Below are 13,294 nucleotides of genomic sequence, written 5' to 3' on the forward strand. Positions count from 1 at the left end.
AGGATGAACCGTGAAAAAATCTGCTATTGTATGGACGGCGCTGTTGGCGCTTGCCCTGACGTCCTGCGGCAATGCACCGAGCAAAACGTCTGAAACGGAACCGGAAACGACGTTGGCTAAACAGCAAACCGAAATGCAACCGCAACAGGCGATCGGAAAAGGAACCGTCTGTATGCTGGACAAAGGCGACGGAGATACCTACTATCACGCTTTTCAAGATTGGGAAATCGGCAAGGACTCCGCAAGCAACAGCGCGATTATTTACAGCATAGATATGAAAACCGGTGAGGCGCACCCTGTCTGTCGGAAAGCAGGATGCTCCCACGATACGGACAGCTGTCCGGCATTTTACGGTGTAGCGACATATGTGGAGACGTTTTCCGATGAAAAGGAGTTGTACGCCGCTGTTTTTCACTATGCAGATGACCGAAATTCTTACACTCTGGAAAAAATCAATGCAGACCGCACAGAGCGACAGATCGTGCTTGAACTTCCGAATGACATGGGGCTGGTTTCGACTGCGCTTGCACAGGACGAGGAAAATCTGTACTTTATAGCATATCGTGATATGTACGAGAACGGTATGCAGGAGTTTTTGTATGCTGTAAATAGGAACACTTTTGATTTCAAGGAAATTTACCGTTGGGACGAACTTTCTCCGGCCGATGAGTGGGGCAGCCCTGAGATCGTTTACATGGCAGGGGCTGCAGAAAGACAACTGTACTTTATCAGGGAAATGTGGAGTCAATATGGAAAGGCTCAGGTAGTTGTCGGTGCGTTGGATTTGGAAACAGGTGCTTATACAGAACTTCAATGTTATGAACGTGATGGCGGAACGGTAATTGTGCCGCCCAATGAAGAAAACCGCGGGTATGCAAGCTTTGCACATGAATACAGATGGTACTATAACGACCGTGCATGCGCCATTGCCGAGTACAACAGCCAGGAGGGAACGGTGTCTGTGATTGACCCTATAACCGGGCAAAAAACAGAGTTGGCGACTGGACTGCCAACCTCGTGCGAGGGGCGCGAAACGGGCTACTCGGTGGTGGGGTATAGGGACGGCTGGCTTTTGAATGTGTACGAATTTGGCCGCGATGCAAAGGGAAATGGCACGGGGGAATATTCCCGACATCAATACTTTTGCAAGGGCGATAAGATGACAGAAATAAGCCAAGAGTGTTATATTCCGGGCAAAGATATTGAAAAAATAGCGATAGAAAATATCCGCAATGGTAACGTATTGGTGGCCTACGACGGAAAAAGCAGAAATGTGCAGACAATAGATAAATCGGGCGCAGCGGTGACACAGCATGTGAACTGGAGAATATATGGCGTGATACCACTGTCGGAACTTTTGAACGGCAGTGTGGATTACACCCCGCTTGCCTTCACCCAATAAAAAACCGAAAGCAGGGCAGCCGCGGCTGCCCTGCTTTCGATTTGCATCGCTATTCTTTTTGTAAAAAGCTCTTGAATTGCTGCCTGGCGGTGTTGAAATCCCGCAGGCCGAGATCATACAGCTGCTGTTCCACCGCGCGATCCATCGTGTAGGTGCTCATCTTGGGCGGCGCGCTGGGGGCAAAAATAAATGCTTTGCCGTCCTTTTCCAAATCATACAGGCGTTTTTGGCTTTTCGCGTACATGATATGGCGCTCGTTCAAGGCCCTGACGGTGTTCGGAAATTTGCGGCACATCGTGCTGTAAAACAGCCGCATACCCTCCGGCTTTTTCACAAAGCCGCGCGGCTTCGACAAAATAGCCACCACCTTGTCACAGCCGTCCGCCAGTGCGCGCTGCACGGGGATGGCGTCAGAAACACCGCCGTCATAGTAGAAACTGCCGTCGATCTCTATCGGCTTACAGGCAGCGGGCAGGGCGCAGGACGCCATAATGCAGCGGTAATCGTCCTGATGCAGCGCGCTTTTCGGGAAATAGACCGGCGTGCCGGTGGCAGCATCGGTGGCGACCATCCAATATTCGGTGGGGTTGGCCATCAGGGCGGGATAATCCAGCGGATCTTTGCCGTTGCTGTTGGTCAAATCGGCATAGATATAATGCAGCCCGAACAGATTCCCTGTTTTCAGATAGCTTTTCAGCCCGAAATACGCGGGGTCATGCGTCCAATCGGTGTAAAAGCGCAGGTTGCGTCCGTGCTGCCCGGCCAGATAGGAGGCTGCATTGGCAGAGCCTGCCGACACGCCGATGGCGTAGTCAAAGGTGATATGCTCGTCCAGAAAGGCGTCCAGAACGCCCGCGCTGTACGCGCATTTCATGCCGCCGCCCTCTACGATCAGACCGATTTTTGCCATACAAACCTCCCCTTGTACCCTTTATAGCAGGAACAAACCTATTGTAGCAGAGATGGGGTGGTTTTCAATGGACGATTGGCGGGATTTGTACAGGAATCAGGCGGTTACGCCCTCGAACTGGCTGTTGTACAGGTCGGCATAGAACCCACCTGCGTCAATCAGCTCGTCGTGAGTGCCCTGCTCGACAATATCACCGTCGCGCATGACCAAAATCAGGTCGGCGTCGCGGATGGTGGACAGGCGGTGTGCAATGACAAAGCTGGTGCGGCCTTCCATCAGGCGATCCATCGCCGTCTGGATGCGCTGCTCGGTGCGGGTGTCCACGCTGGAGGTGGCTTCGTCCAGAATCAGGATGCGGTTGTCGGCCAAAATCGTGCGGGCAATCGTCAAAAGCTGCTTTTGACCCTGGCTGACGTTGGAGGCTTCCTCGTTCAGTTCCATCTGGTAGCCGCCCGGCAGCGTGCGGATAAAGTGGTCGGCGTTGGCAGCCTTGGCGGCGGCAATGACCTCCTCATCGGTGGCGTCCAACCGCCCGTAGCGGATGTTTTCCATAATGGTACCCTTGAACAGCCAGGTGTCCTGCAAGACCATGCCGAAGCCCTCGCGCAGGGCGCTGCGGTCGAAGTCGCGAACATTGTGACCGTTCAGCGTGATAGCGCCGGAATTTACATCGTAGAACCGCATCAGCAGCTTGACCATGGTGGTCTTACCGGCACCTGTGGGGCCGACAATGGCCACCTTTTGTCCGGGTTGAATCTGGCAGCTGAAATCGCGGATGACCGTCTTTTCGGGCGTGTAGCCGAACCGGACATGGTCAAAGGTGACTTGTCCGTCAATGCAGGCGGGGTCTGCGCGGCGCGCAGGGTCGGCGGTCTGGTCTTCCTCCTCCTCGCCCAGGAACTCGAAGACGCGCTCGGCGGCGGCTGCCATGCTTTGCAGCATGTTGGATACCTGCGAAAGCTGCTGGATGGGCTGGGTAAAGTTTTTGACGTACTGGATAAACGCCTGAATATCACCGATAGTAATGATGCCGCCGGCAGCAAAGATACTGCCCACAATGGCGACTGCCACATACCCAAGGTTTCCGACAAAGTTCATGATGGGCATCATCATGCCGGACAAAAACTGGGATTTCCACGCAGATTCGTACAGTTTTTCGTTGGCGGCGTTAAAGTCCGCCAATACGGCAGCCTCGCGGTTGAACGCCTTGATGACGTTGTGCCCGGCGTAGACTTCCTCGACCTGACCGTTGACAACACCCAAGGTCGCCTGCTGCGCCTTAAAATATTTCTGGCTGAACTTGACTACAACCAGCACCAACGCCAGCGAAACCGGCAAAATCAGCAGTGCAATCAGCGTCATTTTGGGACTGATGGATAGCATCATGATCAGCACACCGACCATGGTGGTGATGCTTGTGATCAGCTGGGTGATGCTCTGGTTCAGGCTTTGCCCCAAGGTGTCCACGTCGTTGGTAATGCGGGAAAGCACCTCGCCCACCGTGCGCTTTTCAAAATAGGAAAGCGGCAGACGGTTGATTTTTTTGCTGATGCGGTCACGGAAGTCATAGCAGACTTTTTGCGAAAGCCCGGTCATCAGCCAGCCCTGGATAAAACTGAACGCGGCGCTGAACAGGTACATCCCCAGCAAGAACAGCAGCACCTTGCCAATGTAGGCAAAGTCGATGCCGCCTGTGCCGCGCAGTTTGGCGATCCAGCCGGTGGCCAGCGCCGTGGTGGCCTTGGCCAGCACCTTGGGGCCTGCAATGTTAAAAATGGTCGAAAGTATGGCAAATACGCAGGCGATGCCCAAAGAGAACTTGTATTTGCCCAAAGCGGAAAGCAGCTGGCGCAGCGTACCCTTAAAATCCTTGGCGCGCTCCGTCGTCATACGTCCGTGTCCTGCCATATCACGCATCCTCCTTCTGCAAATTCAGCTCTTTCTGGCTCAGCTGGCTGCGGGCAATCTCGCGGTATTCGGGGCAGGATTCCAGCAGTTGGGCGTGGGTGCCCTTGCCGACAATGCGTCCCTCGTCCAGAACGAGAATCTGGTTGGCATGCAAGACGGTAGAAATGCGCTGTGCCACAATAATGACGGTGGCGCTGCGGGTCTTGGCTTTCAGCGCGCGGCGCAGGGCAATGTCCGTCTTGTAGTCCAGCGCCGAAAAACTGTCGTCAAACAGATAAATTTGCGGCTTGCGGGCAATGGCGCGGGCAATCGAAAGACGCTGCTTCTGCCCGCCGGACACATTGCTGCCGCCCTGTGCAATGGGGCTGGCATAGCCTTCCGGCTTGGCGGCGATAAACTCGGTTGCCTGGGCAATCTCGGCAGCCTCGCGGGCATCGGCATCGGTGATGCTGTCGCCGCCGAACTTCAGGTTGGAGCCGATGGTGCCGCTGAACAGAATGCCCTTTTGCGGCACATAGCCAAGCTGTGCATGCAGCTGTGCCTGGCTCATATCCCGCACATCTACGCCGTCAATCGTCACGCTGCCCTGCGTGGCATCGTAAAAACGGGGAATCAGGTTCAGCAGGGTGGATTTGCCGCAGCCCGTTGAGCCGATGATGGCGGTGGTCTCACCGGGGTTGGCGGTAAAGCTGATATGCTCCAGTGCGTCCTCGTCCGAGCCGGGATAGCGGAAGCTGACATCGCGGAATTCCACCACACCGTGGACGCCGCCCTCGGGCAGAGCCTTGGGGGTATCGGGGTCGCGGATGGAAGCGGGCGTGGAGATGACCTCGTGGATGCGGTCGGCAGCGACACCAGCGCGGGGCAGCATGACGGCAACCATCGACAGCATCAGGAAGGACATAACGATCTGCATCGTGTAGGTGATAAAGGCAATCATCTCGCCCACCTGCATAGTGCCCAGATCCATCGCCTTACCGCCGAACCAGACGATCAGCAGGCTGGTGCCGTTCATGATCAGGGTCATAAAGGGCATCATGGCAACCATGGTGCGGTTGGTGAACAGCTGGGTTTTCATCAAGTCGGTGTTGGCCTTGTCAAAGCGCTGCTCCTCAAACGTTTCACGGCTGAAGGCACGGATGGGCATAATGCCGGTCAAAATTTCGCGGCTGACAAGGTTCAGACGGTCCACAAGGGTCTGCATCAGCTTGAACTTGGGCATTGCAACGCTCATCAAAAAGATAATCAGCAACAGCAGCGCCGCCACGGCCACAAAGATGATCCATTCCAGGCCGGTATCACCCTCGGCAACGTGCAGGATACCGCCGATGCCCAAAATGGGGGCGTAGGCGACCATACGCAGCAGGATAACGCAGACAAACTGCACCTGCTGAATGTCGTTGGTGGTGCGGGTGATCAGCGATGCAGTGGAGAATTTTTCGATTTCGGCGTTGGAATAGCCGACCACGGTGCCAAACACATCGCGCCGCAAGTCGCGCCCGATGGCAGCCGACACGCGCGACGCAAGAAAGCCTACCGCAATGGAGACGGCGACCATCAGCAGCGTCAGAGCCAGCATTCGCCCGCCGGTGCGCAGCAGGTAGGCAAGCTGTACATCATGGGCAATGCCCTGGGCCTCGTATTCCAAGGCGACAAGCAGGGTGGCCTGCTGGGAAAGAGTATCCGCCATCGAATCATCCAGTGCGGACATTTCCTCTTGCAGGCGGGCTTGCAGCATCTCACGCGCACCGGGTACGTTGGCCATGGCGGCCATCTGTGCGGCGGCGGCGTCCAAATCGCTGACGGCGGGGGTTGCAGCCTCACCGTTTGCGGCCGTGTTTTGGGCGGCAGCCATATACAGCACGACATCGGGGGTGGTAAAAGCGGTTTCCAGTTCCGACATGGCAGCGGCGGCATCGGGGGAGAGGGTACGCACGCCGTCGGCATCGGGGGCACTGTACCACTGCTCGGCCAGTGCGGCGTCCTGCTCGGACATAAGCAGCTTCAGTGCCTGCAGGGTCGTGTCGCGAACGGTATCGGGCACAGGGCTTTCAATGCCGCCCTGCTGGATGCCGGTATCCACGATTTTGCTGGTATAATCGGGCAGGCTCAAATCGCAGTAGGCCTGTGCGAACAGCAGTGCTACCACGGCAATACACGCTGCCCAGTGCCGCCCCAGCTGCTTAAAAATCTGTATCATAGGGGGTCCCTCCTGTTTTCAGGTTTTGTTCCAGTGCGTTGTTCTCCGCCTCGATGGCAGCGAGAAAAACATCCTTCATGGCCAACATGCGGGTCAGATCATCGGGGGAAATACGCTCGATAATACGTGAAATATAGTCATTCAGAGCTTGCTCGCCCGCAAGGCGGGCAGCCTCACCTTCCGGCGTGATGTACACCAGCGTTTTGCGGCGGTCGTTGGGGTCAGCCTCGCGCCGAATGTGGCCGTCCTGCTCAAGATACCGCAGCCCGCGCGAAACGGCGGGCATGGATTGCTGCAGGTTTTTGGCCAGTTCGGACACATAGATGCTGTCGTTGTGGCCGTGCTGTTCAATCATCGTGTGCAGATGTTCCAGCATGCCCAGACGGCATTTTGGCTGGCCGGCCAGTGCAGCGCGCATACCGCGCTTGCCCAGTAGGTTGACATGGGCGAGGAACTGCACCAGACCCGCCAGCTCGTTGTTGCGGTTGGTTGCCATAATACACCTCAAAAATAGTTATCAACTGTTAAATATTATCATGCGATAATAATACTCCCCCTTGCAGAAAATTACAAGGGGTGCGATGGGTATTCAGAAATTATTTACAAAGCAAAGAGGCTTCGTCATGACGGCTGTTAAAAAACGGCCTTGTGCCGCAAAATTTTGACAACGCTCCGATCCGGCCGTTCCTCAGAAACGGTGCCGTTTTCATCGATTGTCAATTGGCCTGCCGGCGCATCTCTGTCGCGTGCAAAAAGAAATTGACAATTCCGCAAAACTGCGGTATCATAAGCGATAGCAAAAAGAAAAAATGCTGGAGGGGCCTAGCGCTGAGAGGGTTCACACCCGACTCCTTGCACCTGATGCGGGTAATACCGACGTAGGGAAAGCATTGTATAACCGAAAGTACCGGGGACATTGTGCCCGGTGTACAGGGATGCTTTTCCGACGAAAGGCATCCTTTTTGTTTTTGTAATAACTTGAAAGAGGGTTTGATTATGGAAAAAGAAACCTGCTGCTCCGGCTGCAATCGTCCGGACCTGCCTTGGGCGGGGCGTGGCACGCAGCTGCCGATTTCCGGCTGCCGTTTCACGCTGTACCCGATGTGCGACAACTTCATCGACATCATCTTGGGTTCGCTGAAAAAGACCGACACCTCGGCTGTATGGAGCGAAACAGATGCACTGTCCACCGTGTATCGCGGCAAGCTGGCGTATGTTGCGGACGCGGTGCAGGCGTTGTTCTTAAACGCCTACCGCCCCGGTGTGCATATGGCGTTGGAGGGTCAGTTCTCCAAGGGCTGCCCCGGCGATGTTTCCGGCGACAGCGTACTGAGCCGTGAGGGCGATGCCCCCAACGCGGCGCTGGTGAAGGACATCCACTTCCCGGTACACTGCAAGCTGGCGCTGTACCCCTTGGGCGATGCCGATTACATCGACGAAATTGCCAAGGTCTGGTACATGGCACAGGACGAGGGGCTGGACCCCAAAACCATCCACTACGCCACCCGCATTGACGGGGATGTGCAGGATGTTTTTGCGTATCTTGTGCGCGTGTGCGAGCTAATGGAAAATGCCCCCAACGTACACCACTATGTCTTGCATTTTACAATGAACTGCAATAGCCCGACGGAGGAAAATTAACGATGAATACGAAAAACTGGAAACTGAAAGATGTTCTGCTGATTGCTATCTGCGCCGTTTTGTTCGGCGTGGTTTATCTGGGCTGCACCTATGTGGGCGGCATTCTGTACGGCGTACTGACCCCCATGGGCATGGCGTCTTTGGGGTATGAGCCGTTCTACGGCATCTACTTTATGGCAGGTGCTTTCGGCATTTACGTTATGCGCAAGCCCGGCACCGGTCTGATTGCCGAGCTGCTTGCCGCTGTGTTGGAATGTCTGTACGGCAACTACTTCGGACCCATTATCATTCTGTCCGGTCTGGTACAGGGTCTGGGCTTTGAGCTGATCATCGCCCTGAAGCGCTACAAGAAGTTTGACCGCATGACCATGATGCAGGGCGCCGTTATCTGCTCTGTGCTGACGATGGGCTACAACCTGATCATCAGCGGTTACAGCAAGATCGCTCTGCCTGTTCTGGCGCTCATGCTGGTCGTTCGCATCATCAGCGCTGTGATTTTTGACGGCATCGTCACCCCGCTTTTGGCGGACGGTCTGGTCAAGGCCGGTGTGCTGAAGGGCTACGCAGTCGCTCAGAACCAGACTGCCGATCTGGAGGACTGACCCCATGCCTGCCGAAACGGCCCTGCAGCTACGGGACGTAGTGTTCCGATACCTTGAAAACGGCAAGCGCAACATTCTGGACCACACCGACCTCGATATCGCCGCCGGTACGCTGACGGTGATTATGGGCGGCAGCGGCTGCGGCAAAAGCACCTTGGCAGCGGTGGCGGCAGGGCTGTACCCCGAAAACGGCGGTTTTTTGCAGGGCGGCGACATCCGGCTGTTTGGTCATGACCTGAAGGAACTGGACCCACAAAAGCGCGCTGCGTATCTGACGGTGCTGTTCCAAAACCCCGACCTGCAATTTTGCATGGACACCCTGCGGGCAGAAATGCGTTTTTGCCTGGAAAATATCTGCGTACCCGCCTGTGAGATGGACAAACGGATCGAAACGGCTGCCGCAGAGCTGCAAATTGCCGGCCTGCTTGACCGAACGCTGTCAACCTTGTCGGGCGGCGAAAAGCAGAAGGCTGCGCTGGCGTGCCTGTATCTTTTGGAAAGCCGCTGCATCCTGCTGGATGAGTGCTTTGCCAATCTGGATGAAGCCGAAGCAAAACGGCTGCTGCCGATGCTCGTCAAGATGAAGTCGCAGGGGCGCACCCTGATCGCCATTGACCATAAAGCGGATCTGTGGCTGGACTATGCCGATGAGTTTATCCTGCTGCAGGAAGGCTGCCATGTGGCAGCGCGCGGAATAAATAAACAAAACATAGCGCAGCATCGTGCGGATTTTGATGCACTGGGGTTGTTTTACCCATTGGCTTCCGCGCCCTGCCACACAAAAGGCAAGGCAGACAACGCGCCCATTTTGCAGTTTCGCGGTGTCAGCATCCGCAAGGGACTGCCCCAAAAGCGCAAGTGGAAGCGGGAAATTTACGATACACCGTTCCTTTTTCAAAATGCTGACGCAGATTTTCCCGCCGGCGCCATGACCGCGGTGCTGGGTGCCAGCGGCATCGGCAAGACAACGACTTTTTTGTCGGTGTTAAAGCAGCACCCGTATAGCGGACAAATTCTGCTGCAGGGGCAGGATATCGCCCAAAGCAAGCCGCGTGAGCTGTACCGCCAAATCGGTATTGTGTTCCAGAACCCTGCCAACCAATTTGTGACCCAAAATGTCGAGGACGAGGTCTGCGTCGGGCTGCGGCTCTGGCAGCCTGACCTGCCGGAGAATGTCTGCCGCAGCAAAGCGGAGGAGCTGCTGGAACTCTACGGTTTGAAACGGCAGCGGAAATATTCGCCATATATGCTCAGTCAGGGGCAGCAGCGTCGGCTGGCGGTGCTTTCGGTGCTGGCAGGCGGGCAAAAGCTGCTGCTCTTGGACGAGCCGACCTATGGACAGGACGCAAAATCGGTGGATGCCATTATGGGACACCTGCGCCAAAAGGTGGAGCAGGAGGGATTGACAGTGATTTTTATCACCCACGACAAGGCCTTGGCCAAACAGTGGGCAGATAAAATCTATCACCTCGAAAACGCCGCCCTGACAGAAAGCGAGGAACCGTAAATGCTGGAACGTTGGAACCCCACGGTCAAGGCGGCTACTGTGCTCGTCTGCGTGATCTTGCTTTCGTTTGAATATCTTGTCAGCCTGAATTTGTTGGTGCTGGGCTGCTGCCTGCTGCTGGTGATTTTTGGCTCCCGCGTCAGCATCAAAAAGTTGGGTGCTTTGCTGCTGCCCGCGTTTGTGGCTGCTTTCGGTCTGTTTGTTATGGGACTGTATTATGCCAAAAGCGGCAGCGGACAAACGGTGGATATGCAGGCACTTTCTGCCATGCCTTATGCTGTGCGTGCCGCCATGTCGCAGAACCTGTACACAGCGCTGCAATTGGCAACGCGGCTGCTGGCATTTGCGGGGCTGGGCATCCTGTTTGCCCTGACAACCGACAGTGATTTCTTTATCGCAAGCCTTCTGCACCAGTGCAAGCTGCCGCCGAAGTTCGCCTACGGCATTTTGGCGGCGTTTCACCTGATGCCCGGTATGGTGCGGGAATACGATCAGGTGCGCACGGCGTTCGCGGTGCGCGGGTTGAAAATCGGCGTATTCTCGATGAAGCCGGTATTTACGATGCTGGTAAACAGTGTCCGCTGGTCGGAATCCGTGGCAATGGCCATGGAGTCCAAGGGCTTTTGCGGTACGGCACCGCGAACCTACTACACGGTGCCCAAGGTGCAACCGGCAGACCTGCTGGCCGCCGCACTGGCTGTGGGCGGTGTGATAGCGGGCATGGTGTTTTTGCATTATTAAACTAATACCCCCTTTGCCATAACGGCAGAGGGGAATTTTTGTGTGCAGCCCTTGGCAAACGCAGGGAAGATTGCTATAATAAAAAAAGTAAACTATACCACGAAACGGAGGAATCGGAGATGGAATTTACCGAAGTTGTTAAAAATCGGTATTCCTGCAAGAAGTTCAGCGACCGTGCGGTAGAACTCGCCAAGCTGGAGGAAATCCTGGAGGCCGGACGTGCCGCGCCCACTGCCAAAAACCTGCAGGAACAGCGTATCTATGTAGTGCAGAGCCAAGCGGGATTGGAAATGATCGACCGCATCACACCCTGCCGCTACGGCGCACCAACCTGCATGGTCGTAGCCTTTGACACCCAAAATATGTATACCTACCCCGGGGAAAAGCGCACCTCCGGTGTGGAAGATGCCGCCATTGTGGCAACGCATATGCTGTTGGCGGCGGCCAACGCGGGGGTGGACAGTTGCTGGCTGAACTGTTTTGACCCGGATAAACTGGCCAAGGAGATGAACCTGCCGCAGAATGAGGAGGTTCTGATGATTCTCGATCTGGGCTATGCCGCCGCAGACGCGAAGCCCTTGCCGAATCATTTTTCCCGCAAGGCGCTGGCTGAAACGGTTTCCTACCTGTAAAGCAAAAAGCAGGGCTGTCATGGCGACAGCCCTGCTTTTTATTGATATGGCGTACAGATTACTTGCATTCTTTCTTCATGGCAGAATAGCCGATGAGAACGGTCCACACATAGGCGCAGGTCTTGGGGATCATCAGCATACCGATCATGGGGATGACATCGGCCCACAGAACAACGGGAATGTAGAAACCGAAGCTCAGCACAATGGTCAGCCACATCCAGCGGAAAGTCGAGTCGTTATGCTCCTTGGCACTGCGGTAGAACAGCACGATGATGAGCAGGCCCATCAGTGCAAAGGGAATGTTGCGGTAAATGCCCCAGGACAGCGGGGATTCGGCGCTCAGCCAACGGTTCTGCGGCATCATGCACAGGATAACACGCACGGCAGCCAGGCCGTAGACAGCGGCAGTCAGGCCGTTGTTGCCCTTGACCTGGTAGCGCTCACGCCAGACATAGTACAGCAGCACATAAAAGACAGTCATGGTCACAGAGGTGATCCATTTGCCCAGACCCAGGGGAACGGTGAAGTTTTCAAGGCCCGTGGTGCACAGAGCCAGGGCACGGGGAATCAGATGGAACGAGTCGCCGGCACCCAGAACAACAGCCATCAGGCCGAACAGCTTGAACTGGTGGTTTCCCTTGCAACCACGGATCATCAGGATACCGCTGGTGATAACGGATACCAGATATACGGCATCAAAAACGGTTTCTACGATTGCTTGCATAGTTGATTACTCCTTGTTGACAGATTGAATTTATCGTAACACTGCATTTTTGCGCAGGGTTGCCTTAGCTTTTATGGGCGTTAAGGGCTTGCCGAAAATAAAAAGCTGAAATACAGTAAAAACCAGTGCAGACAAGAGAATGTTTCCGGCTGAAAGACAGCCGGCATAGGCAAGGACGCCGATGCGCAGGATGTTGAAACCGGCGGCGCCCCACACAAGGCAGGCGAGCAGCAACAGGGTATTGCGATGAACTTTCATAGAAGGTCTCATTTTAATGAACACTGTTCAATTTGGACGTTATAAAATTCCCACACGGATGTGGGAAGAAAATGTGGTCAATATAAGGTTCTGCGCACGATTTCCAGCACGGCGGAAGGGTCGTAGTCCTGCCGCAGCAAGGCTGACAGCATAAGCGAAAACAGAACGTCGGCAAATTTTTCAACGGTGAACTGCGCATTAAAGGCGTCAGGGCGGATTTTGGCATCCTGTTGCAGCACCGTGCACAGCCCATTTAGGATATGGTGCCAGGTTTGCTGCATGTGCCGTTTGCCGTCGGCCTTGTCCTCCCGCATAAAGCCGAGAGAGTGCAGCGTGAAGAAACCGGGGTACTGCTCATAGCCGTAGGCCATGCGCTCGTACATCCATTTGACACAGGCCTGCACGTCCTGAAATACGGCCTCGTCCTGCGGGCGGTGGAAAATTTCGCACCAAACGCTTTCGACCGTGGCGCTGATAAGCTCAGCCTTGGAGTCATAATAGTTGTAGATAGAGCCGACCGAGACCCCGCATGCCGAGGCGACGGAACGGATACTGACTGCCGCCCAGCCTTTTTCGCGGATGAGTTCGCGGCTGGTTTTTAAGATATCTTCCTTGGAGGTTACGATTGTATTCATGTGGCCACCTTCAATATGAACAATGTTCACTATTGATTATACTCCCTACTCCCACTTTGTCAAGAGGATTTCATAAAAAGTTTATATTATTAAAATAGAAGCGGCACAGCGTTAAAAACGCTGTACTGTAGGCT

13 protein-coding genes and 1 riboswitch are annotated in these 13,294 nt (G+C 55.1%); of the genes, 6 read left to right on the forward strand and 7 right to left on the reverse strand.

Annotated features, from left to right (window positions below; genetic code table 11):
* Positions 1 to 10: 10 nt before the first annotated feature.
* Positions 11 to 1,402 (forward strand): hypothetical protein, encoded by a 1,392-nt coding sequence (locus tag Q0I19_RS04555; protein ID WP_294759968.1) that lies wholly within the window; start codon positions 11 to 13, stop codon positions 1,400 to 1,402.
* Between the two features lie 49 nt (positions 1,403 to 1,451).
* Here the strand turns inward: Q0I19_RS04555 and Q0I19_RS04560 are convergent, their stop codons facing one another.
* The 4 genes from Q0I19_RS04560 to Q0I19_RS04575 form a co-directional block, all read right to left on the reverse strand.
* On the reverse strand, positions 1,452 to 2,312 hold the full coding sequence (locus tag Q0I19_RS04560) for a patatin family protein (RefSeq protein WP_294759969.1): 861 nt from the start codon (positions 2,310 to 2,312) through the stop codon (positions 1,452 to 1,454).
* A gap of 96 nt (positions 2,313 to 2,408) precedes the next feature.
* On the reverse strand, positions 2,409 to 4,220 hold the full coding sequence (locus Q0I19_RS04565) for an ABC transporter ATP-binding protein (RefSeq protein WP_294759971.1): 1,812 nt from the start codon (positions 4,218 to 4,220) through the stop codon (positions 2,409 to 2,411).
* A gap of 1 nt (position 4,221) precedes the next feature.
* Positions 4,222 to 6,420, reverse strand: a complete 2,199-nt coding sequence (locus Q0I19_RS04570) for an ABC transporter ATP-binding protein (protein ID WP_294759972.1) — start codon at positions 6,418 to 6,420, stop codon at positions 4,222 to 4,224.
* Complete coding sequence (locus tag Q0I19_RS04575) at positions 6,404 to 6,916, reverse strand: MarR family transcriptional regulator (RefSeq protein ID WP_294759973.1); 513 nt, start codon at positions 6,914 to 6,916, stop codon at positions 6,404 to 6,406. The genes Q0I19_RS04570 and Q0I19_RS04575 overlap by 17 nt, the downstream gene beginning before the upstream one ends.
* 308 nt (positions 6,917 to 7,224) lie before the next feature.
* Positions 7,225 to 7,323: riboswitch (TPP riboswitch) on the forward strand.
* Positions 7,324 to 7,416: 93 nt separating this feature from the next.
* Between Q0I19_RS04575 and Q0I19_RS04580 the strand changes: the two genes are divergently transcribed.
* From Q0I19_RS04580 to Q0I19_RS04600, 5 genes are all read left to right on the forward strand, one after another.
* Positions 7,417 to 8,061 (forward strand): YkoF family thiamine/hydroxymethylpyrimidine-binding protein, encoded by a 645-nt coding sequence (locus Q0I19_RS04580; protein ID WP_294759975.1) that lies wholly within the window; start codon positions 7,417 to 7,419, stop codon positions 8,059 to 8,061.
* A gap of 2 nt (positions 8,062 to 8,063) precedes the next feature.
* Positions 8,064 to 8,663, forward strand: coding sequence for an ECF transporter S component (locus Q0I19_RS04585; RefSeq protein WP_294759977.1), 600 nt, complete (start codon positions 8,064 to 8,066; stop codon positions 8,661 to 8,663).
* A 4-nt stretch (positions 8,664 to 8,667) separates the two neighbouring features.
* The gene (locus Q0I19_RS04590) at positions 8,668 to 10,170 is read left to right on the forward strand and encodes an ABC transporter ATP-binding protein (protein ID WP_294759979.1); all 1,503 of its coding nucleotides are present in this window, start codon (positions 8,668 to 8,670) and stop codon (positions 10,168 to 10,170) included.
* Positions 10,171 to 10,911 carry an energy-coupling factor transporter transmembrane component T gene (locus Q0I19_RS04595; protein WP_294759981.1) on the forward strand — a complete coding sequence of 247 codons (741 nt, stop codon included), beginning with the start codon at positions 10,171 to 10,173 and terminating at the stop codon, positions 10,909 to 10,911.
* A 119-nt stretch (positions 10,912 to 11,030) separates the two neighbouring features.
* A complete protein-coding gene (locus Q0I19_RS04600) occupies positions 11,031 to 11,543 on the forward strand; it encodes a nitroreductase family protein (RefSeq protein WP_294759983.1) in 513 nt (170 codons plus the stop codon).
* Positions 11,544 to 11,601: 58 nt separating this feature from the next.
* Here Q0I19_RS04600 and Q0I19_RS04605 read toward each other — a convergent pair whose 3' ends face one another.
* From Q0I19_RS04605 to Q0I19_RS04615, 3 genes are all read right to left on the reverse strand, one after another.
* Positions 11,602 to 12,267 (reverse strand): hypothetical protein, encoded by a 666-nt coding sequence (locus Q0I19_RS04605; protein WP_294759984.1) that lies wholly within the window; start codon positions 12,265 to 12,267, stop codon positions 11,602 to 11,604.
* Between the two features lie 30 nt (positions 12,268 to 12,297).
* The gene (locus tag Q0I19_RS04610; RefSeq protein WP_294760119.1) at positions 12,298 to 12,525 is read right to left on the reverse strand and encodes a hypothetical protein; all 228 of its coding nucleotides are present in this window, start codon (positions 12,523 to 12,525) and stop codon (positions 12,298 to 12,300) included.
* A 77-nt stretch (positions 12,526 to 12,602) separates the two neighbouring features.
* On the reverse strand, positions 12,603 to 13,160 hold the full coding sequence (locus Q0I19_RS04615) for a TetR/AcrR family transcriptional regulator (RefSeq protein WP_294759985.1): 558 nt from the start codon (positions 13,158 to 13,160) through the stop codon (positions 12,603 to 12,605).
* Positions 13,161 to 13,294: the final 134 nt, after the last annotated feature.

It is taken from the genome of uncultured Gemmiger sp. (genome assembly GCF_934561205.1).
Classification (GTDB): Bacteria; Bacillota; Clostridia; order Oscillospirales; family Ruminococcaceae; genus Gemmiger.